At 47.6% G+C, this 23,135-nt stretch carries 26 protein-coding genes, 3 pseudogenes and 1 riboswitch; of the genes and pseudogenes, 9 read left to right on the forward strand and 20 right to left on the reverse strand.

What is annotated here, in order from left to right; all coding sequences use genetic code 11:
- Positions 1–30: 30 nt before the first annotated feature.
- From JO375_RS23560 to JO375_RS23585, 6 genes are all read right to left on the reverse strand, one after another.
- Positions 31–1,896: a rhamnogalacturonan lyase gene (locus JO375_RS23560; protein ID WP_452470459.1), complete on the reverse strand. Its 1,866-nt coding sequence runs from the start codon at positions 1,894–1,896 to the stop codon at positions 31–33.
- A gap of 154 nt (positions 1,897–2,050) precedes the next feature.
- Positions 2,051–2,608, reverse strand: coding sequence for a DUF1273 domain-containing protein (locus tag JO375_RS23565; protein ID WP_229526736.1), 558 nt, complete (start codon positions 2,606–2,608; stop codon positions 2,051–2,053).
- Between the two features lie 149 nt (positions 2,609–2,757).
- Positions 2,758–2,988 (reverse strand): 4-vinyl reductase, encoded by a 231-nt coding sequence (locus tag JO375_RS23570; protein WP_229526737.1) that lies wholly within the window; start codon positions 2,986–2,988, stop codon positions 2,758–2,760.
- A 38-nt stretch (positions 2,989–3,026) separates the two neighbouring features.
- On the reverse strand, positions 3,027–3,350 hold the full coding sequence (locus JO375_RS23575; protein ID WP_229526738.1) for an iron-sulfur cluster biosynthesis family protein: 324 nt from the start codon (positions 3,348–3,350) through the stop codon (positions 3,027–3,029).
- A gap of 335 nt (positions 3,351–3,685) precedes the next feature.
- A complete protein-coding gene (locus JO375_RS23580; RefSeq protein ID WP_229526739.1) occupies positions 3,686–3,862 on the reverse strand; it encodes a glycoside hydrolase family 30 beta sandwich domain-containing protein in 177 nt (58 codons plus the stop codon).
- A 194-nt stretch (positions 3,863–4,056) separates the two neighbouring features.
- The gene (locus JO375_RS23585) at positions 4,057–4,638 is read right to left on the reverse strand and encodes a methionine ABC transporter permease (RefSeq protein WP_377529006.1); all 582 of its coding nucleotides are present in this window, start codon (positions 4,636–4,638) and stop codon (positions 4,057–4,059) included.
- Between the two features lie 408 nt (positions 4,639–5,046).
- On the opposite strand from JO375_RS23585, the gene JO375_RS23590 reads away from it, so the two are divergent.
- From JO375_RS23590 to JO375_RS23615, 6 genes are all read left to right on the forward strand, one after another.
- Positions 5,047–5,214: a hypothetical protein gene (locus JO375_RS23590; RefSeq protein ID WP_229526740.1), complete on the forward strand. Its 168-nt coding sequence runs from the start codon at positions 5,047–5,049 to the stop codon at positions 5,212–5,214.
- 163 nt (positions 5,215–5,377) lie between these two features.
- Positions 5,378–5,899, forward strand: coding sequence for a TetR/AcrR family transcriptional regulator (locus JO375_RS23595; protein WP_229526741.1), 522 nt, complete (start codon positions 5,378–5,380; stop codon positions 5,897–5,899).
- Between the two features lie 189 nt (positions 5,900–6,088).
- Positions 6,089–6,343, forward strand: a complete 255-nt coding sequence (locus tag JO375_RS23600) for a hypothetical protein (RefSeq protein ID WP_229526742.1) — start codon at positions 6,089–6,091, stop codon at positions 6,341–6,343.
- 82 nt (positions 6,344–6,425) lie between these two features.
- Positions 6,426–7,400: an NAD-dependent epimerase/dehydratase family protein gene (locus tag JO375_RS23605; RefSeq protein ID WP_229526743.1), complete on the forward strand. Its 975-nt coding sequence runs from the start codon at positions 6,426–6,428 to the stop codon at positions 7,398–7,400.
- A gap of 56 nt (positions 7,401–7,456) precedes the next feature.
- Positions 7,457–8,026 (forward strand): SRPBCC family protein, encoded by a 570-nt coding sequence (locus tag JO375_RS23610; protein ID WP_229526744.1) that lies wholly within the window; start codon positions 7,457–7,459, stop codon positions 8,024–8,026.
- A 175-nt stretch (positions 8,027–8,201) separates the two neighbouring features.
- Complete coding sequence (locus JO375_RS23615) at positions 8,202–8,609, forward strand: SRPBCC family protein (protein ID WP_229526745.1); 408 nt, start codon at positions 8,202–8,204, stop codon at positions 8,607–8,609.
- 285 nt (positions 8,610–8,894) lie between these two features.
- Here JO375_RS23615 and JO375_RS23620 read toward each other — a convergent pair.
- Positions 8,895–9,430 (reverse strand): annotated as a pseudogene (locus JO375_RS23620) (MFS transporter); the annotation flags it as partial.
- A 324-nt stretch (positions 9,431–9,754) separates the two neighbouring features.
- Between JO375_RS23620 and JO375_RS23625 the strand changes: the two are divergent.
- The gene (locus JO375_RS23625; RefSeq protein WP_229526746.1) at positions 9,755–10,549 is read left to right on the forward strand and encodes an SDR family NAD(P)-dependent oxidoreductase; all 795 of its coding nucleotides are present in this window, start codon (positions 9,755–9,757) and stop codon (positions 10,547–10,549) included.
- 150 nt (positions 10,550–10,699) lie between these two features.
- Here the strand turns inward: JO375_RS23625 and JO375_RS23630 are convergent, their stop codons facing one another.
- Complete coding sequence (locus JO375_RS23630) at positions 10,700–11,056, reverse strand: winged helix-turn-helix transcriptional regulator (protein ID WP_229526747.1); 357 nt, start codon at positions 11,054–11,056, stop codon at positions 10,700–10,702.
- Between the two features lie 147 nt (positions 11,057–11,203).
- Between JO375_RS23630 and JO375_RS23635 the strand changes: the two genes are divergently transcribed.
- Together JO375_RS23635 and JO375_RS23640 are read left to right on the forward strand one after the other, a co-directional pair.
- The gene (locus tag JO375_RS23635) at positions 11,204–11,998 is read left to right on the forward strand and encodes an SDR family NAD(P)-dependent oxidoreductase (protein ID WP_229526748.1); all 795 of its coding nucleotides are present in this window, start codon (positions 11,204–11,206) and stop codon (positions 11,996–11,998) included.
- Positions 11,999–12,125: 127 nt separating this feature from the next.
- The gene (locus JO375_RS23640) at positions 12,126–12,785 is read left to right on the forward strand and encodes a type 1 glutamine amidotransferase domain-containing protein (RefSeq protein WP_229526749.1); all 660 of its coding nucleotides are present in this window, start codon (positions 12,126–12,128) and stop codon (positions 12,783–12,785) included.
- A 500-nt stretch (positions 12,786–13,285) separates the two neighbouring features.
- Here JO375_RS23640 and JO375_RS25200 read toward each other — a convergent pair.
- The 12 genes and pseudogenes from JO375_RS25200 to JO375_RS23695 form a co-directional block, all read right to left on the reverse strand.
- Positions 13,286–13,365 (reverse strand): annotated as a pseudogene (locus tag JO375_RS25200) (ATP-binding cassette domain-containing protein); the annotation flags it as partial.
- Between the two features lie 173 nt (positions 13,366–13,538).
- Positions 13,539–14,330 (reverse strand): energy-coupling factor transporter transmembrane component T family protein, encoded by a 792-nt coding sequence (locus tag JO375_RS23645; RefSeq protein ID WP_229526750.1) that lies wholly within the window; start codon positions 14,328–14,330, stop codon positions 13,539–13,541.
- A complete protein-coding gene (locus JO375_RS23650; RefSeq protein WP_229526751.1) occupies positions 14,305–15,789 on the reverse strand; it encodes an ABC transporter ATP-binding protein in 1,485 nt (494 codons plus the stop codon). Before JO375_RS23650 ends, JO375_RS23645 begins: the two co-directional genes overlap by 26 nt.
- Positions 15,789–16,385 carry an ECF transporter S component gene (locus JO375_RS23655; protein WP_229526752.1) on the reverse strand — a complete coding sequence of 199 codons (597 nt, stop codon included), beginning with the start codon at positions 16,383–16,385 and terminating at the stop codon, positions 15,789–15,791. Before JO375_RS23655 ends, JO375_RS23650 begins: the two co-directional genes overlap by 1 nt.
- Positions 16,386–16,708: 323 nt before the next feature.
- Positions 16,709–16,817, reverse strand: a riboswitch (TPP riboswitch).
- A gap of 65 nt (positions 16,818–16,882) precedes the next feature.
- Complete coding sequence (locus JO375_RS23660) at positions 16,883–17,386, reverse strand: hypothetical protein (protein ID WP_229526753.1); 504 nt, start codon at positions 17,384–17,386, stop codon at positions 16,883–16,885.
- A gap of 43 nt (positions 17,387–17,429) precedes the next feature.
- Positions 17,430–18,239: a TatD family hydrolase gene (locus JO375_RS23665; RefSeq protein ID WP_229526754.1), complete on the reverse strand. Its 810-nt coding sequence runs from the start codon at positions 18,237–18,239 to the stop codon at positions 17,430–17,432.
- A gap of 50 nt (positions 18,240–18,289) precedes the next feature.
- Positions 18,290–19,108, reverse strand: coding sequence for a nucleotidyltransferase domain-containing protein (locus tag JO375_RS23670; RefSeq protein ID WP_229526755.1), 819 nt, complete (start codon positions 19,106–19,108; stop codon positions 18,290–18,292).
- Between the two features lie 230 nt (positions 19,109–19,338).
- Positions 19,339–19,496, reverse strand: a pseudogene (locus tag JO375_RS23675) (IS4 family transposase); the annotation flags it as partial.
- Between the two features lie 187 nt (positions 19,497–19,683).
- Positions 19,684–20,607, reverse strand: a complete 924-nt coding sequence (gene cysK, locus JO375_RS23680) for a cysteine synthase A (RefSeq protein ID WP_229526756.1) — start codon at positions 20,605–20,607, stop codon at positions 19,684–19,686.
- A gap of 137 nt (positions 20,608–20,744) precedes the next feature.
- Complete coding sequence (locus JO375_RS23685; protein WP_229526757.1) at positions 20,745–20,882, reverse strand: hypothetical protein; 138 nt, start codon at positions 20,880–20,882, stop codon at positions 20,745–20,747.
- 42 nt (positions 20,883–20,924) lie between these two features.
- Complete coding sequence (locus JO375_RS23690) at positions 20,925–21,923, reverse strand: glycosyltransferase (protein ID WP_229526758.1); 999 nt, start codon at positions 21,921–21,923, stop codon at positions 20,925–20,927.
- Between the two features lie 53 nt (positions 21,924–21,976).
- Complete coding sequence (locus tag JO375_RS23695; RefSeq protein WP_229526759.1) at positions 21,977–22,972, reverse strand: phosphotransferase; 996 nt, start codon at positions 22,970–22,972, stop codon at positions 21,977–21,979.
- Positions 22,973–23,135 lie beyond the last annotated feature (163 nt).

The following is a 23,135-nucleotide window of genomic DNA, read 5'->3' on the forward strand; positions in this document are numbered from 1 at the left end:
GTTCATTCGTTATTCCATTCCGGCCTTAAATCAGGGAGTATAAATATTCGGCTGCCGGGGCTTTGACATCCCTTCTCCGAGGTAAAAACCGGTGTGTGGCGGCTGATTATAAGCTACATTCTGCCAGGCCACGCTTAAACGGTATACCGGATCATGCATAAGTGTATAGAATCGGTGTTCCGACTCGTAAGGTGTCGTGTAGATTCGCAGCGCCGAATTGTCGCTCTTGCGCCAAATGGCTTCCTCGCGCCAGTCACCGAACAGATCGGCCTGCAAGGATGGTGTTCCTTTCGTACCATTATTAGAGCTGGTCCCTGTCGCCGTAAGCAAATTGGAACTGGTCGAGTTCGTATAGTTCCATTTGTCGATTTTACCGGCGCTTGAGGAGGTATGATCCAGCAATTCGCGCAGCAGATCACCATCCCACCAAATTCCAAAGTTAATGGAGGATGGCAGCGTATTTGTAATCAGCTCTCCTTTAGCCGAACGCACACCGATCCCCGGTGCCCACTGCTCATTCCCCTTCGTACGCGGATCAATGTCTGCCGACATGCCTCGTCCGGTGTCCTTGCCTGTTTTTACGCCCCATAATATGTTTCCACTGCGCGGATCGTACATAGCTGCGCCGTAGGCGGCGTTCTTATCCTCATTTACCTTGAACACTTCATATCCTGAACGGTCCGGGTCCAAATCCCCGACATGAAGTGCATCTCCGTGCCCCATCCCTGTGTTAACCAGCTTCGCTCCGTTATCGTCCACGACCAGCGAGCCGTACACGATCTCGTCCTTATCATCTCCGTCCACATCCGCCACGCTCAAGCTATGATTCCCCTGCCCAGCCGTCCCGGGATTGGTAGAACTGTTGCTGTCAAAGGTCCAGCGACGACTCAGACTTCCATTACGCCAGTCATACGCGACCAGAACCGTCCGGGTGTAGTAGCCCCGTGCCATCACAATGCTGGGCCGTACGCCATCCAGATAAGCAACCCCGGCCAGAAAACGATCCACACGGTTGCCATAATTATCTCCCCAACTGGATACCGCCCCGCGTGGCGGTACATAATCAATCGTGCTGAGCGCTTTACCGGTATTGCCCGAAAATACGGTTAAAAACTCGGGCCCTGCCAAAATATAACCATTGGAGTTGCGATAGTCAGCAGAAGCATCACCAATTTTTACGCCTGTGCCATCCACCGTGCCATCTGCTGTTTTACATACAATTTCCGCCTTGCCGTCACCATCAAAGTCATAGACGAGAAATTGCGTGTAGTGCGCTCCCGCGCGGATGTTCCGTCCCAGATCAATCCGCCATTTGCGTGTTCCATCCAGCTCGTAGCCATCCAAAAATACATTTCCCGTATAGCCGGATTGTGAATTGTCCTTGGCATTGGAAGGGTCCCATTTTAATACAAGCTCATACTCGCCATCCCCATCCAGATCCCCTACGCTGGCATCATTGGCATTGTATGTGTAGCTTACATTATCCGGGGTTTTACCACCCGCAGGCTGCTGGACAGGAACGTCCAGATAGTTGCTGCTATATACCTTTACCGCAGGAGAAGCAGCCTGTTCTGCTCCATTCACCACAGCGCGAACCGTGTATGAGGAGGAGGTCGTACCTGTCTTATCCAAAAAGTTGGTTCTTGAGGTAATCGGCGTAGTATTCACCTTACTTGTGCCTCTGTACAGATTGAAGCTGACGGAGTCCGCTTCCGTCCCCAACATACGCCAGCTCACAAGCACACCTTCTGGCACCTTGACCGCAACTGTTCCCCGGTTCAGCTTTTCCATTTGCCTCGTGGAGGCAGCAGAGACCTGGCTATCCATCGGAGTGACCATTCCACACAGCATTGCACCGAGACAGAACAGCGCGGGATACCGAAACCCTTTGTTCATAAATCATTGGCTCCTTTCATAGTTTATTTTTTAATAAATTTATTTTATGTGACTGATAAATTATTGTTGTTTAAATTTTATGTTAGCGCTTACATGAGAGTAAAGAGACAAATTCATCTTTTTTGTTCAAAAATCCGGGCTAATGCGTTAAAAATCAGAGGTCCATGAATAATCGTTCCTCATCTGCTATGCTTTGGATATCCTCCGAGCTGATGCTGATATATTGATAGCCTTCCGCATGTTGTTTTTTCAATGCCAGCTCCTTCATAAAACGCGGACTTCCCTCTCCCGCATCCTCATCGTAAACAAGCAACAAGCCGTCTGTTTTGCGAAAAAGCAGTTCATCCCGTGCCTTGAGCTGCCATATCCCCTGATAAGGCTGGCGACTGACGACCCCCACGTAGTCAACTTCAGCACAAATTTGCTGAAAATACTCCTGTTTGTCCTTCTTCCATTTTTCCTCCATATTTTGATAAGCCATCATAATAGAGCATTTCAAATGGGGATATTGCTGTTTTAGGGCAATGACTACCTCACAGGCCCACAGGTCCACCCCATATTGACCCGGGGTAATCACCCATTCAAGTCCTTCTTCAATCAGAGGAATGAGCCTGCCTGCGATCGCCTTTTTGATGTATGGAATGCCTTCGTGTTTTTGGCTGAAAATATTCAATTCATGGGCACGATAGCCCGAAACGAGCAAATTTTTCATCACTTTCAACGTCCCTCTCGGATGATCATAACCGTTATTGTATCACTTCCAAGAAGATCACAGCAAAAAAGACAAACCTCATTTCCATCTGAACTGGAAGAGATTCATCTTTTGCAATTCACTACTGGTTCCGGGTAAATTCTTATCACTTAAAAGCGAATTTCATATTCGCAATGATCGTCTCCGTTTATATTACATTTTATTTCCCTGACATGAACTCTCTGGCCCTTGATTTTGTTCAATGCGCCCTCCATAATGGCTCCTTCCAAATCGCATACCATACTGCAAAGTTCGATAGGGAGCGTTTTACCCATTTGGGTTCGCGAGATTTTTTTCATATCATCAAATGTATACTCTTGTACAGAACTTGCTTTATTCATAGCTTCCCTACCTATTCTTGATGAACATTGTTGTCGTTTTAGCGTACATCCTGGATTCGAACGTTCCCGCTAAGTATGCCTGCATCACTAATCAGCCTGAATGAAGGATAATCAGGGTCTGCCTCAAGCCGCATTCTGCTGTCGAACTGCTGCTCCTGCTGCCGATCTACCCAAAAAGAATAGGGCTCGGACTGAACTTCCCTATCGGTTGCATCCGCGGCAGTGATCACCATAATGACAATGACTCCGTTGCAGCCGCAGCCTTCTGTATCATAAAACAGTTTAAACATTCCCGGTCTTCCTGAAAGGGCGCTATCCAGCCTTTCCACTGACAATGGGTTCAGCTCTAAATGTATGCTCATGAGACTTTCTCTCTCCTTAGTTAATGAGATGTATGGAGCTAACAGCTCCAAAAAGAAGAATTTAAACTATATCTATATTATAGCCATGTTTTTCTATGTATCCATGTGACTGCACTCACTGCTATACATGAACCCTGTTCACTTATTTCGCTATATAAGTTGAATACGAAAAAGTCATACGGATAACGGAGTAGGCGAAATGATGCTGTACAAGCGATAGCGGTCGCCTTTGCCACCGGATTTCTGTCATGATGCTGTAACCCTGAAAAAAAGAGCGCTCAGCCCAATGGACCAAACGCTCCAAAATCTTCTATAAACATTGTTGTGAAGCTGTATCATGAAGCCGCAGGATTCCATTGAAAGGTAGCCGCCGACTTGGAGGGAAGTGTAGCTGTGAAGACCTTGCTTCCCTGCCGAACCTTAAATGTCTTCCCTTCCGTTCCCGTATTGGCAGCAATCAGAACAAGCGTACCATCGGAATTGCGGTAAGCGACCGTAGAATCCCATTTCAAAGGCGAACGCTAACCTTCTCCAGATTCAAATCCTTCGCTCCACTTTTGAGGTACTGTAAAGTCATTTTTATTTCACATAGTGGGCGTTGCAAATGTAAAAGCCATCATCACCGCTTGTCGATCCGCCGGGAAATGGTGCTTCCGGTGACTGGATCGTTTGCACAAAATGATCATGACGACGATGGTGAACGCCATCAAGCCTGTCTCAAACCGCTGATAGCCGTAGCGGATGGAAAATCGCCTACCCCGCCGCCGCCCACAATGCCCATTACCGTGGAGTAGGAGATGAAGCTGATCGTGGACGTGGTCAAACCCAGTACAAGCCCGGAACGGGCTTCCACGTACAAAAACTTGAAAATAAGCTGGAGGGTGGACGCGCCCATTGAAGTAGCGGCTTCAATCACACCCCTCGGTACCTCCAGCAGCGACTGCTCTACCAGCCTTGAACAATAGGCGATGGCAACTACAGACAAGTGGACCGTAGCAGCCATCGTGCCCAGCGCCGTTCCCACGACCAGACGTGTAAATGGGATCATAAATACGACAAGCAGCAAAAACGGGAACGAGCGGATGACATTGACCAGACTGTTCATTATCGTGAACAGCAACCGATTTTCATATTTTTGCCCTTTGCCGCACAAATACAAAATCGTTCCTGCCGGAAGCCCCAACAGAACGGCTGCGGGGATGGAAATCCCAACCATGATAAACGTCTCGCCGATGGCCTTCCATATCTCTGACTGATACTTTGCAATGATGTTCAGCGTGTCATTCATCAGCTTCACCTGCTTTTACAGTTGAGCCGGCCGCAGCGTCAGCCACCCGCTGCGTTGAAAGCAAAAATCCGTCCCACTCATGAATAAAATGCCAATGGTCATGCTCATTGCTTGACCATCCACGGCACGAACGGAGTGCTGTGGTAAGACTACGTCTATGCTAAGGTAATCAGTTCAGATTTTGGGGAGAACGTGGATGGACTTAATAAAACGAAGTGAAAACTTCAGCTAACTGGAACGCTAGCTCAATAAAACTACGGAAGCAGCCGATCACAATGATCGGCTGCTTCATTACGTTAACTGGCAGTTTAGTTGAAGATTAATTCCGGTGAACCGTATCAAAAGTAACAGCGAAAAATCCACATGAGAAGGCTTTTCCCAAGCTAATTAACTCATTTCATCGGCGCCGTGGGATCCGCCGTGATCTTCTTCCCTATCGCATGGCTCAAGGCGCTTAATCCATCCTTTATGATCCTGCTCGGCATCGCGGTATCGACAATCGGTGCGGCTCTGGGGAAGCACTGGCTTCATCTGGCTGATCGGTACGACTTACGGGGCGCAACTGGGGTCAGTTAATACTATCAAGGTCGATATCCTATCCCGGGTGTCCGAGGCAGCCCGGCAGTCAGGAAGCCTCCCGATGAGATTGAAATTTCTAATACGGTTGCATTGTCGCGGCAGCCTTTGTATACTGGATCTATTAATTGATCAATCACTCTCAGATAGAAGGAGAACAAAGATGGTTAAATCCGAAACAAAATCGGTGAATCGCAAATCCGATATCATCTCCGCGGCGATTGAAGTGTTCGCGGAAGTTGGCTATTTTCGGGCTACGACGGCACAGGTGGCCGATCGGGCGAAAATCTCGCAGCCCTACGTATTCCGATTCTTCGCGACCAAGGAAACTCTGCTGTTAGCCGCGCTGGAGGCATCTTGGAACCGGGTAATTGAATCGTTCCGCCAGGTGGTGGAGACGACTTCTACGGAATTGCTAGAGACGAAGCTTATTCAGGAGTATGTGAACATTCAGGCGATGTACCAGAACGAGATGCTCTTGCAGATGCAGGCGCAGACCATTCGGGAGGACGCCATCCAACAGACGATGCGCAACGCCTACAAGGATATCCGCAATATGATTCTGGTGGCGTTCCGTGATGCCGGTATGGAGAATGCCGAAGAGCGGGCGATGCTGTTCCTCGCACGCGGAGTGCTGTGCAACGTTGCCGTCGCGATTAATCTGCCCGAATTGATGAAGGGATAAGGGGAGATTTTTTCTAAAATAGTTATCGAGACCAATCACTAACTGCGTTATAGTGAAACCAACAAGTTAGTGATTGATCGATTACATATTAACTGATTTGATTCGCCCTTAGTTCGATTGGTAAAACAACAGGGGTAACCAATCAAAAGTAAATGATTGATTAATAATTATTTTTTAGGGGGATAACTTTTGGCTAGAAGAAAAAGCGTAAAACGACTGATCAATATCGGACTGCCTTTAATCGTGGTTCTTATGATCGTAGCGGCGTTGACTACTTATTTTTGGCAGATGCGGCTTCAAAAGCAGGATGAGGTCAAGATGGCGAACATGGCTGATATGGCGGGAATGACGCACATGGAGCATATGGCGGGCATGGTGGCTTCTGATTCCGAAGAAGGCACGGTGAAAGTCTCCTTCAAAAAAAATTCTCAATATAGTGATTGACTAATCAATAACAAGATGATAAGATGAACTCATGTTAGTAATTGATCAATAACAAACGAAAAACGAAATGGAGCTGACGAAAATGGAAAAGGCAATTGTTATTGGAGCAACGGGCGGGACGGGAGCAGCGATCACGGAAGAATTGGTCAAACGGGGGATACGTACCATTGCTTTTGGACGCTCTCGTCAGAAATTAGAGCAGTTTGCTGGGAGGCTTGGTAATCCTGCGCATTTGACGCTTGCCATAGGGGACGCAATGCGCCCTGGCGATATTGTAGCTCAGGCAGGCGACGCTGACGTATTGTTCCATTGCGCGAACGTACCTTACCACGAGATGGTGAACAAACTGATCCCGTTAGGCGAATCGGTGATGGAGGCGGCAGAACGGCTGGCGATTAAAGTTGTAGCGATTGATGGAATTTATCCTTATGGGAGAAAGCAGATGGATCTGGTCACGGAAGAGCATCCCAAACAGCCTCATACGATAAAAGGAAAAATCCGTTTGGACTATGAACAAATGCTGTTCAGCAAGCGGTGGACGAAGGCCCAGGTGATGATTGTGCGTTTGCCTGATTATTATGGACCCACAGCTAATGAAGCTTCGTACTTAGGCTCAACCCTGGAAGCGATCGCTGCTGGTAAGATGGCTTTTTTCGTCGGCAACATGCATGTTCCCCGCGAATTCATCTATTTGCCGGATGCGGCTGTCATGGTCGCCGAGCTGGCAAGTAAAGACTTCGCTTACGGACAGAACTGGAATATTCCGGGTGCTGGGCTTATATCGGGACGAGAGATCGTACGGATTGCACAAAAGGCAAGCGGCCAGGTTAAACCGGTCATTCCCTTGAAAAAATTAGGTTTATCGTTGATAGGCATCGGCGTGCCCGTGATGAAAGAAGTTGTCGAGATGCTTTATTTAACCGAAGAGCCGCTGACGCTAAGCGGAGAGAAATACAAACGGTTCATCGGACCGATCACCGCAACGCCGTTTCAGGAGGGGATTACCGCGACTGTGTTGGCATTGCAGGAGACCAGGGCGTCTTTTGTTCAAAAGTAATTGATTGATCACTCATAATCCGAAAAATGAAATTAATCTTAAGGAGATGGAATATCATGCATAGATCGTTCAAGTTAAAAACATTCACGATGAGCTTTATTTTACTGATAATCGTTCTGATTGGTGGGGTCGTTTTTGGTGCGAATCGTTTTGATGATTCCCAACGGGCTGCCATCGATGTCGACCGAAACGCCCAGGTCATCGTTGACCTTTCCATTGAAATCGACGCTCCACTAGAGACCGTATGGCGGATACAGACTGGCATTGATCAGTGGCCAGCTTGGCAGAAAAACGTCTCCCAAGCACGTTTATCCGGTCCAATCGCAGTGGGAAGCGCCTTCCAGTGGGAGACGCATGGGCTATCCGTCGTCTCTACCATCCGCGAGGTTGACCCCATGAGACGCATCGTTTGGGGGGGGCCTGCACAAGGCATCGAGGGTGTCCACGTATGGACCTTCACTCCCACCGCCAAAGGAGTCGTCGTGCATACAACTGAGTCTTGGGACGGTCCACCAGTAGCAGCTGACCCCGATGGCATGCGCGCGGCACTCACGTCCTCGCTCAATGCCTGGCTTGCTGATCTCAAGACGACTGCCGAGGCGCAGAAATCAATAACAAATCGATAGATAGACTCAAGTTAGTGATTGGTAACAAATATATAAACGAAATGAGGCTGAATGAAAATGGAAAAAGCGATTGTAATTGGAGCAACGGGCGGGACGGAAACAGCAATAACAAGAAGAACTTGTAAAACGGGAGGCACGGACCAACATCGATGTCAACCGAAAGGCCCAGGTCATAGTGGACCTTTCCATTGAAATCGAGGCTCCACAAGAGATCGTATGGCGGATACAGACTGACATCGACCAATGGCCAACTTGGCAGGAATACGTTACCCAATCGCGGTTATCCGGTCCAATCGCGTTGGGAAGCACCTTCCAGTGGGAAACGCATGGGCTTCCTATCGTCTCCACCATCCTTGAGGTAGACCCTATGCGACGCATCGTTTGGGGGGGGCCGGCGCTAGGCATCGAGGGAATCCACGTATGGACCATCACTCCCACCGCTAAAGGGGTCGTCGTGCATACCACTGAGTCCTGGGACGGTCCGCCAGTAGCAGCTGACCCCGACGGCATGCACGTAGCACTCACGTCCTCGCTCAATGCCTGGCTTGCCGATCTCAAGACGACTGCCGAGGCGGCCAACTAAAAGTACCCTTAACCGAAGAGACCGATAGACACCTATCACCATATATTCTATTAGTTGAGGACAGGTAGCTATTGGGCAGGATTCTCTGATTTTGGGAGGAAAAAATTTTTCTTTTATGATGGATTAAAAGAATTAGATGTTGAAGTTATGTACCCAATCAAATAATTGAACAAGCTACCATCATTGACTTTGTGCTGCATTCCTTAGCGTACGGAAAAGTGCCGATTTTGCTGGGTTTATTTCCTTAACGTACGTTTTCCGCGTTTTGTTGGCGGTACCCCATTTAGAAGGAATCAAAATACTGTTTACAATTAAGCCAATTACTCCAATAACAGCAATACCAACAAATGCAAACCTCCAATCATATAATTGACCTAGAAATGTTCCAATTGGCACTCCCGTAATCGTAGCAACTGTTAACTCTGTGAACATGATGGCAATTGCACTTGCCCTTTTATTCTCTGGCACAAGACTAGCTGCCAATGTTGCGCCGATAGGCATAAACACTCCATGAGACAATGCTGTAATAATACGCGCTACTAATAGCATAGTGGAATTTGTAGAGATTGCAGCCACTGAATTTCCAAGTACAAAAGCGACCAATAATAATAACATTAGTGTTTTTCTAGGTGTACTAGATGTTATGGCAGTTAGTATAGGAGCCCAATAGTTGCTCCAAGTGCATAAAGAGAAACCGTTAAAGCTGCCGTAGTTACGGAAATACTTAGATCATCTGCCACCGAAGACAATAACCCTACGCTTATAAACTCCGCAGTACCTATCCCAAATACACTGATAGCTAAGGCAAGTAGTGCTAGCATGCTTTGTGAGTTCGATTATTTAATTGCAACAGCACTAGCATTTGTTATCATGTAAGCTCCTCCTTTAAGATTTCGTAAACCAAAAGAGCCCTTTAGCTATAAGAATTGGTGTCGACTTCTTTTATTATGCTCTAATTCTCTACGGCTACAAGAGAGCACTTTTAAGTTCGATAGGCACTCCATAGTACCTATGTCACCAAAAAGTACGCACTTCTCAACAATTCCGCAAATCTTCATAATAATAATGGGCTGATCCTATCTTTTGGTAATCATGGATTTTACCCTTAGATAATCATCCATATTACATTCTGTGGAGGAATCATTATGGAACTTCATCTTCAAGGTAAGAAAGCTCTAGTTACGGGCTCTACGTCCGGGATCGGAAAAGCCATCGCAGCCGCACTGGCTGCGGAAGGCGTACATGTCATAATTAATGGACGTCATGAGGACAAAGTCGTTCAAACGATCCAAGATATACGTCATTGCCATCCTGGTGCAATTCTTGAAACTGCGATCGCTGATCTGGGATCAGAACAAGGATGCGAGGAGATCATTTCGGAATATCCTGGAATTGACATTTTGATCAACAATTTAGGGATTTTCGAGTCGGCCAATTTTTTTGTAATACCTGATCCCGACTGGTATAAATTTTTTGAGATTAACATAATGAGCGGCGTACGACTCTCCCGGCATTACTTACATCGAATGATCGAAAAACAGGATGGTCGAGTCATATTTATCGGCAGCGAGGCTGCCATCACACCGCCTCCGGATATGGCTCATTACAGCGCTACGAAGGCAATGCAACTATCAATTTCCAGAAGTTTGGCGGAACTTACTACTGGAACGAGGGTGACTGTGAATACAATTATGCCTGGGTCTACACTTACGGAAGGCGTCGAAGCCATGTTAAAGGTTCTTTATCCTAATGAAACAATGACTGCGGAGGAAGCTGAAAAGAGGTTTATGGCGGAAAGTCGGCCAACCTCTATCATTAAGAGGCTTATTAGACCGGAGGAAATCGCTAATCTTGCCACCTTCCTAAGTAGTCCTTTATCTTCAGCTATAAATGGCGCCGTACTGAGAGTTGATGGAGGATTGGTGCGGCACATGATTTAACAACAATGAGCTAATTGGGTAAAACGTATCATTTAATCGAAACTTGCTCATCATACCGAATTACAAAAAGCAGGCCATCAGTTGGCCTGCTTTTTGTAATGATCTCAATAATACATTGACTTACTAGGATAGGATCAAGGTGCTCTTGTGTTACTTATTCAGTATACTCTCTTCAAGGACTTCATATTTGTTTCCATGAACTTTCACAATATGCCGCTCGCCCCACTTGCACAACGAATCCAGAATATCCTTAAGCGACCAGCCATACTCCGTTAATGTATACTCTACCATCGGTGGAACTTGGTTATAAACTTTCCGTTCAATCACGCCATCACTTTCGAGTTCACGTAGTTGTTGAGTGAGCATCTTTTGCGTGATGCCCGGCATTAGTTTTTTTAACTGATTTGTTCGTCTTGTGCCTAAGATCAAATGGCATAGAATGACTACTTTCCACTTACCTCCTATGACCTCTAACGCCGCCTCAACCGGAATATTATACTTCTTCACTTAATCACTCCTTGAGCACTTTTTAGTACCTATAGTACCACAAAGTGCTTATAGCACTAAATAGTGCGTACTTTTTTATTTTTCCTCATCACTTTACAATGATCACGAGATCTTAATTGGTCAATACAAATCAACTGGGAGGTAATAATGAAGTTAGGATTAGAAAATAAACTGGTTCTTGTTACGGGCTCTACTAGCGGTATTGGAAAGGGTACAGCTAAGAGCTTTTTGCAGGAAGGTGCTCGCGTCATAATCAATGGCAGAACTGAAAAAGGTGTTCAAGCTGTCGCCGAGGAGTTGGCGGCATTCGGCACAGTGTACGGGATTGCAGCTGATGTATCAAAGACTGAAGAAAGTCAAGTTCTTGTGGAAAAAGTCAACGAAATAGGTTCGTTGGACGTTCTAGTTAACAATACAGGAGTTTTCGAAGTCAAACCCTTTATAGATGTTACTGATGAGGAGTGGCTGGACTATTACCAAACCAATGTACTCAGTGCTGTAAGGCTTTCCCGTGCATTTCTCCCTGGCATGATGGAGAGAAATTGGGGACGCATTATCAATCTTGCCAGCGAAGCAGGCATTAAACCTTACCCTGAATTGATTCCTTATGGAGTCTCCAAAACTTCCCTCATTACGTTCTCTCGGGGATTGGCCGAGTTGGCGAAAGGAACTGGCGTAACCGTTAACTCTGTGCTTCCAGGCCCAACATGGACGGAAGGATTTGCTAAATTTATTACGGACTTGGCGGCGGAGAAAGGTCAAGAACTAGATTCTTTCATCCGGGAGTATTTCCAAGATAGCACGCCTACTTCCCTGATTCAGCGTTTCGCCACCGTAGAGGAAGTAGCCGATACGATCGTCTTTCTAAGCTCCGTAAATGCCGCGGCTATCAATGGCATCGCCCAGCGCGTTGAAGGCGGTATTATCCAATCCATTATGTAATTAAAATAAGTTCCTTTTTAACCCCAATATGTAAGATGCTTCGATTCTCACATCTTTAGTGGTTTCGGAGTGTCTTACATAACACATTGAGGTAGACTCACCCGAAAATATTAAGGAGGCCAGGAAAATGGTGAAAATATTGATGGTTGTGACAAATCAATCTGAGATTAAAACAGGTAAAGCGACGGGAATTTGGTTATCCGAATTTGCCGAAGCCTACCAAGCATTTAGCAAACAAGGTTATGAGGTTGTTGTAGCCAGTCCCCTCGGAGGCGAAGCACCGGTTGATCCAGTTAGTGTTGATGCTAATACGCCTAAAGAAATTTGGGATTTACAAAAGCATCTCTCGAACACGGTGTCACTAGACGAGGTATCAGAGAGCCAGTTTGATGCTATTTTCCTTCCGGGTGGACACGGCACGATGTTTGATCTGCCGAACAACGGAAAACTTCAACAGCTTCTGCGACACTTCTATGAAAGCAACAAAATAGTAGCTGCGGTCTGCCACGGACCTGCCGGTTTGGTAGGTGCAAATCTATCGAATGGTGAACCGTTGGTAGCAGGCAAAAGGGTTAACGCCTTTACTAATCTTGAAGAAGAACAGACAGGGCTTAGACCAGATTTGCCGTTTCTGCTCGAAAGTAAAATTCGAGAATTGGGAGCGATATATGTCGCTGCTCCGAATTGGACGAGTCACGTTGAAATCGACGGAAATCTGATTACAGGCCAAAACCCCCAATCAACCATTGCAGTTGCTGAGGCCGTTATCAAGAAAATTGGTCGATAAGGATATAGCAAATCACTATCCCTGGGCAATGGAAAAGTTATAATCGATGTCGTCGCGACCTTGTAAGTCAAATCGAGGAAGAAGACAGGAAATGCATAGACTCACCAGTTTACACGGATTAATCGGCCGCAGGTATTGGAGCAGTCAAAACGGCTGACAGCTTACTAAATGTCTATCAAACAATTATAAAAAGGGGGGATGGTCTAAACGGAAAGGGACTGAATCGGGCGGAATTGCCAAGCGATTGTTTAAATTTGTGGGAACGGTAAAGATACAAAGCAATCGCCTCCAATGCAATTTAAAGTAATACGACGAAAATTGTATAGCTTGATTTCAAAAGCGGCCGCGCTGGATCGATTGCGAGCCGCTTTTTTGTATAAAAATTTTCTAGATTTCGCCGGTTAACGTTCAGGGTATATAATTCTTAATCAAGCCACAATGAGATAACTCTGATTTCATTAGGAGTCATTTTTTAATGTCCAATGGTACCGTTCGATATTCAACCGGAGCAACGTTGACTTGCCGGCACCGCTGGCGCATATAATACCGTGAATTTCCCCTGCCTCCACTTGAAGGACACGGATTGAACCGCATGAAATTGGTTTCCTGATAATCCATTTCTGCGGGGAAATGCAATAAGCCCGCCAGCCCAGCCGGGTCTGTAGGAGCTGTCAATTCCCATTGTAAATATAACACAGAGCAGAAACCCGGCAAAGCCTTTTGGCAGCAAATTAGCGCACATTTAGCGCACATTTAGCGCACATCCCACACGTCTACATACGGAAAGCGGATACCTAGCTCCCAAGCCAGCGTAAGCATCACCACAAAATAACCAATAAACACAATATCTACAGTTGAATAGCGAATGACATAATAATACGTGCGCTTGGTTTCATTAACAAAGCCTTTGGCCTCCATCGCGATAGCGATTCGCTGTGCGCGCCGGATGCTTTGGGCGAGCAGCGGAATCGCAAACTTGCGAAGCGTGGCATACATATTCCATTTGGACACATGCTGATGCGAACCTCGAATGCGGTGGGCATGTCTCAACGTCTGGAATTCCTCTAGCATGATCGGCATCATCCGCATGGCGGCCAAAAAACTGTACGCATACTTCGGCGGAAGCTTCCATTGCTGCATCAGCGAATAAAAAAGATTTACCGGACGCGTCGTCAAGCCAAATAGCAAGCCTGCTGCCGCCATACACAGCGCACGAAAGCCCAAATGCATGCCCCGATAAAAGCTCTCCTCCGTAACATGAATCAGCCCCCATGCCCACCAGGTCGTCACTCCTTTTCCGAACAGCATCATGCCAGCCGAGGTAGAAATAAACACCACTATAAAAGGGGAGGCATACAGCAGCAGCCGCTTCCACGGATGCCCCGACCAGACCAGCAATAGCAGGATGGCACACGCTACATTCAACATGATGTTCGGATTATGAATGACAATTACGATCACGAACAGCAAGAAAAACATAACGAGCTTTAGCCCCGGATTCACACGATGCAGCCATGTTTCATGATGGGGAAAAGACAGATTCATGCCGCAGCTCTCCCTTCTGCACCCGCCATGTAGCTGTACAGTACCGGCGAACGATTTCCGGATCGTGCGTAACCATCACTATGGCTGTGCCTGCCGTTCTAAGCTCCTCCAACATATCCAGGATAACAAAGGTATTACGCGCATCCTGCCCAAAAGTCGGTTCATCCAGCAACAGCACGTCCGGCTTACGGATCATAGCCGTGGCAATACTCAGCCGTCTCTTTTGTCCGAGCGAAAGCTGATACGGATGGCGTTCGTCCAGCCGCTCCAGTCCGAACTGTACGAGCATTCGATTCACGCGCTCACTGCGCTGTTCGGCTGTAAACAAATTCGTGGGTAACGAATACTCCAGTTCCTTCCGTACAGTATGCGCTACGAATTGCAGCTCGGGATTTTGGAACACGAACGCAATACGCTCTGCCAGCTCTTCCGTACCACCAGCCTCTACTCCGTCCACACGATAACGTCCCTGGGTGTAAAGCAAGCGCATCATAGAAAGCAGCAGCGAACTTTTACCCGCCCCGTTTTCACCGACCACGCCAATCCAGTCGCCCGGATTCACCTGCACCTGCTCCGCATGAATGACTGGACTTGATCCACGCAAGCCGCAGAAACGTTCCAGCTCCAGTAAAGCAGATTTAGCCGCCGAGACGGATGGTCTATCGGCATTACCCGCCCCATTTTGCTGCATTACTTGCTCTCTCCAACGCGGCGAGGATGCTTCATCCCATACCCCCGGATACCATACACCATACTCGGACAAGGCCTGCCGATGCACATGAAATACTTCCTCCGCGTCTCCGTCCGCAATGATCTCCCCTTGAGCAGAAAGCACTACAATCCGATCCACATTATGGATAATTTCATTTATTTTATGCTCTACGATCACCAGCGTCTGGTCTCCCGAAATGTGGCGAATCGTATCCCACACCTGTGAGGTGCCTTCTTCGTCCAGTAAAGCCGTGGGTTCATCCAGAAAAAGCACCTCTGGCTCCATCGCCAGCACAGACGCAATGGCCAGACGCTGCTTCATCCCCTGTGACATGCTGCCAATAGGCATGTGTACATCATCTACTGAAAGTCCGACCTGATTGAGCAGCTCGCGAATACGGGGCGGCATTTGTTCACGGGGAACCTGATTATTTTCCAGTACAAAAGCCAGCTCCTCGTCTGCATACGACATACAAAACTGTGTATCTGGATCTTGAAATACGATACCGGAAAGAGCCGGGATTACGGCAGCATCGCATTTCATAGGCACTTCAATCGTACGCGGAATCAGGCCGCTCAGCACCTGAAGCAGCGTTGATTTGCCGCATCCGCTCGGCCCAAGCAGCAGCAGCTTTTCCCCTTTGCGGACGGATAAAGACATATTATGAAAAAGCAGCTCCTGCTCACCGGGGAATTTCAAACGAAGACGGGTGATCGACGCCACCACATCCCCGACTGCCCGGTTCATTAATCCAGCCCCTTGTAATCCTGCTGTGTTGCAGGTCTCAAGGTTCGCGTGACCCCGGTTACCTCCAGTGCCTTGGCCAGATAGAATGCAAATACCCCGGCAATCACAATGCTGCCTAGCATGCGGAATCCAATATACAACATGTAATTCCAGGTCGAAAGCTGATCAATATAACCGTAGCTGAAGTCCAGAATCAGAGAGGTGACAGCCGCTCCAACAGCAGCCAGTGATGTGACCCACAGGTTGGCGTTCCTGTACAGAAAAATCGCGAAGAACAGCTCCGCTCCCAATCCTTGCAGCAGACCATAGTACAAGGTGGACATTCCCCATTCGCTTCCCAGAAAAGCACTGACCGTTGCCGCAGCCACCTCTGCCAAAATCGTAACCCCTGGCTTGCGAATGATGAGATAAGCGAACGTGCCTGCCATAAACCACATGCCATACATCAGTTGCTCAGCGTGCAGACCGAATGGCTTCATCAAATCATAGGCAGGTCCCCATATTTTATAGACCAGCCCGAACACAACAGATATAACAATCGTGACCAGAATATCTGTCAGCTTCAACCCTTTGGACGCTCTTACATTAGTATTCATTGATGATATACTCTCCTTTTTCCTTAAAATAAGCCTCTTGGCCAATAAAAAAAGCCTGTCCGGAGCTGAATCTCCAGGCAAGCTTTATGCGCAGTACTAAGGTGATCACCATACAAATCATCAGTTGTCGATAGGTCTCATATAACTGTAGTCTAAGCTACTTCACTGAAACCAAGCCAAAGTCAGGCGCAAAACAAAACACTTCATAGTAGTCGTGAGTAGTCGTGCGAAGCATTCTACAGACCCGCAGCTACTTAGCTTATTATTATGATATGAATCGAATCCATCGACAAACCGCAAAACAAGCGGTATTCCTGTTTCTTGTATAGTGCTCTAGATTTCTCTACGCTGGCATTACCCAGATCAGATTTCACGGTCGGTGGCAGGAACCACCCTCTCAGCCTGACTATCTCAAGCTCCCGACAATGCTTTTCAATTCACTATAATGTACACCACATCTATGACTTTGACAATCCTATTTACAATTCAATAACGATCTACACGGAAAATTGGCTCCCGGCTGAGGAATTCCTGTTCTGAATAGCATGTATGCCCATGACAACCACAATCAGTTCATAACTATCCAGTAACAGGGAGCCATTTTCCAAATGAAATGTCCCGGACTGGAACCAGCGATTGGTCTGATTGAATACGGCCACTGTCTTCCCATCATGCCCCTGTATGGCATATTCCTTGGAGAATGCAGGAGATGTAATCTCATAGACACCTCGCGGCCCAGCATCATATTCATATCTTTTGGACATCAAGCTCATTCGGACTCGCAGGACACCGGCTAATTGCCCGGTAGCGTCTCTCACTTCCCACTTGCCAACAAAAAAGCGAAATTTGCCGCCATAGGCCAGCCTTCCTCCAGCATCATATACATCTACGGATGAGTTAAAGGCGCTTTTCAAATCCACACTTCCCGCCACTTCGCCATTGCCATCCATAATCTCGGTCAGTCCTGTGCTAAAAAAGTTGTCCCTGAAAAACAATTCCATCTGTCATCACTCCGATTGCATAATCATGCATACTACATTAGTCTTATTCCGCAATAGTTAATCCGAAAAAGCGTTTGGCCGTCTCCGTCGTCGCAATTTCGATCTCCATCATGCTCCGACCTGTACATTCGGCAATCATAGCGGCAATGTGAGCGAGATAGAAGGGCTCATTACGGCCATCTTTTGGCTTCACGGGCAAATTACGCGGGGTCAGGAATGGAGCATCCGTTTCAATCATCAAACGATCCAGAGGAATATCCCTGACCAATTCACGCAAATGCTTGCCGCGCCGTTCGTCACAGATCCAGCCTGTAATACCAATATACAGATCCATTTCTATATACGTATGTAATTCCTGTGCGGTTCCGGTAAAGCAATGCACCACTGCCTTATCCACAACCCCCTGATGCTCCCGCAGCATAGCGACAAAGTCCTCATGTGCATCCCGCTCATGCAGAAATAACGGCATATGCAGCTCACCCGCCAGTTGGATTTGTTCCCCTAACCATCGGCGCTGCACATCACGCGGAGAAAAATCACGGTTATAGTCCAGTCCGCATTCCCCTATGGATACGACCTGCGGCTGACCCGCGAGCTGGCGGAGCTGCTGAATCGTATCTGCGCTGCAGTTTTTGGCATCATGAGGATGCACACCAGCCGTCGCGTACAGCTTGCCAGGATAACGCGCTGCATACTCAGAAGCGTCTCGACTGCTGCGGACACTCGTCCCGGTAATAATCAGAGGCGTAATCCCTTCGGCTGCCGCTCTCTCTACCACCTGCTCCCGATCCGTACGAAACGAACGGTGCATCAAATTCACGCCAATATCAATCAATGGTGTACCCATACCCATCTAAATCCCTCCTTTGTAAGCTACAATCCCGAATCAATCGACTCCGATTCCTATGCTTCCCATACTTCCTTCACCGCAGCGAGGAACAAATCATCCAGCTGCTGGTCACGTCCACCCTCCATATACTGGAGCAAAGGCGCCGTCTGTTCAAAATAAGCAATTTGCTGTCGTATAAAATCATTTACCACCGAAAGCTGTGGCTCAATATCAAGCTCCTCGCCCGCTTTTTTTCGTTCCAGCAAATGTTCAATAACTTGATAAAGCTCTGTATCTGGTGGAATGAATGCCTCCAGCAGCGTTTTAAATTCCATCGGGGGCATGCTATGATTTCGTTCAATCCAGCCGCAGGCCAGCAGCGGGCGCAGTACGTAAAAATACTTTTTGATCTTCACCTGCTCTCCCTGTAAATAATCCCTGTAGTTCCCCCGTGCCATATTCAGATAGTGATACATGCAGGATTTCGGCGAGAAAGTTAACGGCGATATAGCGCGAATCTGCTCAGCGACTGAATATTGTTCCAGATAGGGAATCGGAGATTGCAACCATTCCAGCAAAGGCGGATTGGACTTGCGAAACAGATTGAGCGCCTTTTTCAAATCCCAGCCGTTCATATCCAGCACATCACTGATCGGCCGCTCAATCACATCGCGCTTGTCAAAAATGGACAAATACCATTCCATCGGTCTTACATAGATAAAACGCACATCATAGTCACTATCTTGTGAAGGAAATCCCCATGCCCGACTGCCTGATTCACAGGCATATACAATGCGCACCTGCTCCCCCTGCTCCAAGGCTCGCAGCTCACGCAAAATCGTTTCGCGCATATCCGGTCTGATTAAATCCTGCTTATCATTCATATCGATCATGCCATCCCCTTTCCAAACAATTTTTCCTGATACTATCTTTGATGGATTTTTATGTTCTATATGACAATAAACGTCGAAACTTCTCTGTTATTTCCTTTCCCCCAGTTCGGGAGGCCATACCTTTAACACTTGAAGCGCTGCATACCGATTGGATATGACAACTTCTATATCTATAATCCTTGATTTTGGAAGCTGTGAACAGAGTGAAAGTATTGCATAGATAAATCATTTACGGCATTTTCCGTTGTGCCAAATAGCGTCGGGATGTTCAAGTGTTGCTTGATCCAGTGAAAGGATACCTCTATCTACCTTCAAAATCACGGAAGATGACCACACGGTGACGCTTCACCGAACGACACTGTGGCGTGCCCAGTTGACAGGTCAGATCCCAATCGTGATAGATTTTTTCATGGAGTGTCGTCACCTTTCGGTTGGTTTGTAGGGGTACAACATTTTACCGAGTTGACGATTCCCCTTCTACCATTTAGTGGTTAATCAACAGGCCTGACCTACGTGAATAGACCAACCATTTGTCCATTAGACAAAAGGCTGGCCTTTAAACTACGATTTCATCCTTATCCGAATATCCCCATGCTCAAATAACGCTCTCCGGTGTCAGGTGCAATACAAAGCACCCGCTTGCCTGCTCCCAAACGCCGTGCTTCCTGAATGGCCGCCCATATCGTAGCTCCACTAGAGGGTCCGACGAGAATCCCTTCCTGGGCGGCGATAGCCCGGGTCATTGCAATCGCATCCTCATCGGCGACCTGTACGATTTCGTCATAGACCTTCGTATTCAGCACGTCAGGAATAAATCCCGGACTGGTACCGACCAGCTTATGCGGACCGGGCTTTCCCCCGGACAGTACCGGCGAGCCCATTGGCTCGACTACAACCACCCGTAAATCCGGCAAATGCTGGCGCAGCACTTCACCCGTTCCCGTGATAGTCCCGCCCGTCCCCGAAGAAGCAACGAACACATCCAGATTTCCTTCCGTCTGCTCCAAAATTTCAAGCGCCGTCGTTGTGCGGTGGATGTCGGGGTTAGCCTTATTCTCAAATTGATGCGGGATAAAGCTCCCTTCAATCTCAGCCCCCAATTCGAGCGCCTTGCGAATTGCGCCTGGCATCCGCTCCTCCGCCGGGGTCAGCACGACCTCCGCCCCGTATGCCTTCAAAATATTGATACGTTCCTTCGTCATGTTCGACGGCATCACCAGAATTGCACGGTAGCCTCGGGCGGCCGCATTCATCGCAAGACCGATTCCTGTATTGCCACTGGTCGGCTCAATAATGGTGCCTCCTGGCTGCAGCTGCCCCGCCTTTTCCGCCTCGGCAATCAGATTGCCTGCCGCCCGATCCTTAACGCTGCCGCTTGGATTAAAATATTCCAGCTTTACATACACCTCTGCATCCTCCGGCCTTGTGAGCCGCTGAAGCCGTACACAGGGCGTATCTCCAATTAAATCTGTAATGCTATGTACCACTTTAAGTGTCATCTCTATCCCCTCCTGGGTCGTTCCACCAAACGTTATTTACGATCCTAATACCCTGTAACCTTTAAGTTCAACTTATATATCAACATAACATAATTAGTTATTCCCGCCCTCCGTATTTGTGCTTCCCGTCCTCCTTGCTATGGCTGACCCTGGGTGCCTTCGCCACTGATATGAACGAATTCGTCATTATGGGACTTCTGCCCAATGTAACCCACGATCTTCATGTTACGATTCCGCAAGCCGGGCAGATCATCACCAGCTACGCGCCCGTTCATTGAAGTGCAAGTCCCTTTTTTCTATAGTCTCCGTCTGAATGCTCAGTTCAGCCATCGGTCAAAGAAATCCCGATACCCCTGCTTCATCACCTTGCTCGAAAACTGTTCCATGGCGTATGCCTGATTTTCCATCGAAACCCGGCGCGGTGAAGCGGCAGCCATATTGACCAGCTCGAACCAGTTCTTTTCATTCCCTGAAAAAGAATGCGTAGAGCTGATATGCCCGTAGCAAGGGTGCTCCGGCTTGACGACGATTTTCCCCATGGCCAGCGCTTCGGTCAGCGGCATCGCAAACGTATCGAACTTGGAGCAGTTCCAATACACCTTCGCCGTGTTCATCAGCGCAAACACCTCATCCTGTGTCAAGGCAAATTGAAGCTTTACATTATCCGGGATATCATATTTCTTCATGCTTTCCTTGTAGCGTTCACCGCCAAATACCATATAGATATCCTTGTCAGGATTATGCCGCGCATACTCCAGCACCAGATCAGGGCGCCGATTCTCCTCATCTCTCCCAATCCACATCACCCGGTTCTCCACAACCTGCGAAGGGTCGAAATATTTTTCCACCAGCCGCTCATTAAAGCCAATCGGGATGACGGTCACATCGGTTACACCAAACTTGGATGCCATCTCCTGCTTGAGAAAAGCAGTCTGCACAATAGCCTTGTCCACAATCTGATAAAAAGGCTTCATCATCTCGTAGCCTGTCAGCGCCGGATCAGGAAAACTGTGGGGAAAAAGCACACTGTTTTTAAAAAACATGTTCAAATAGGTAAAGCCGGATACTGTATAAATAACATGCTCAATTTGCTGGTTATGAAGCTGGTCCAGTACGATATCATAATTGACCAGATCGCCCTTTTCGTGCTCATAGCCTGGAAGCCAGTCATGGCTGCTCACATGGCGCTCCGGTGATACAAATACGATATCCACTCCTAATTCCAGCCCGATCTGCTTTAGACGTTCTGCAAAAATGCGAGGACCCTGTGCCTCAGCAAATTGTATCTTTCTCATGACCAAACCGACTTTTTTCATCTATTTCCCACTCTCTTTAACGATAATTTTGCATTCCGGTCCTGAACCGCTATTTATTCACAGCGTTGAACTTGTCCCCATTCCATCATCGCTGCGCATTCGTTCAAGCAGGCTGACGTTGCCTCCAGTTGAGCTTCTAACTGCTCTTTTGACCATTTGTTGCTATTTCTATGCACATCCGCTCCAATCCTCTGCAAATCACTGTGAATAAGCAGCAGCATCCACAGCGAAAATATCACGGCAAACATGCCATATTCCAGCATAAATACCGCTCGATCCACACTTATACCCAGCAGCTCAAGCTGCTCCAGATACGTGTCCAGCATACGAATACGCAAATCGGACGTCATGTGACGCGGGAACAACGGATGAGACATGTCGATCAGATGATACACATCCCAGAGCGGTATGTTCAGATGAGCATGCTCCCAATCCAGCACCACAAGCCGCTCGCCGCTCAATGCATAGTTCCCCGAATGAAGATCGCCATGCGACAGTACAAGCTGCTGTGAGAAAGACGGATGCTCTAGCTGTGCATAAATACGTTCCACCTGCTGCCTGGAGAATCCCAGCGAACGGCAAAGCTCCAGCACATCAGGCTTGCGCTCGTACAGTTCAACGACCATATCCTGAATGAGCGGCTTCGGCCCCCGCAGCGGAAGGCCAGTAAAACGCTCTGCCGGTAAAGCATGCCACCATGCGACAAGTCCAATAGCTCGCAGCATGGTTTCTTCTTTATGTATATGATGCAGCGGACCAAGGTCCTCGAAAATCATCCATTCCCCTCCGCCATCCGTGACAGCATCAGACCAGTCCAGCAGTCCTGGATAGATGGATGGCAACGAAGGAAGCACATGCTCATATATCCATCTCTCCCGGCCTTCCTGCTCTTCATTTGTTAGCGGCTTGAACACATAACTTTCAGAAGGAGATACGTAAAAACGTTCTACATGCCGGCCATTGGTACCTGTATATAAAATTTCGCGATTCTGTATCAGCGTATCATTCAAAGTACTATCGGCGTTCACATAATGATGAAATAGATTCATAGCTCCCCAACTCTTTTGTATAAAATGTAATAGCATGATCATATCATAGCACTTATTCTGAACGAAACCCGGATCTTACATGATAACTTTTGTCGTTATCAAAAAGAGGCTTGTCCCATTCAGATCCTGGCGATCTGTTGGACAAGCCTCTTCTTATATTCCT

Origin of the sequence: Paenibacillus farraposensis, from assembly GCF_020736845.1 — a bacterium.
GTDB lineage: Bacteria > Bacillota > Bacilli > Paenibacillales > Paenibacillaceae > Paenibacillus > Paenibacillus farraposensis.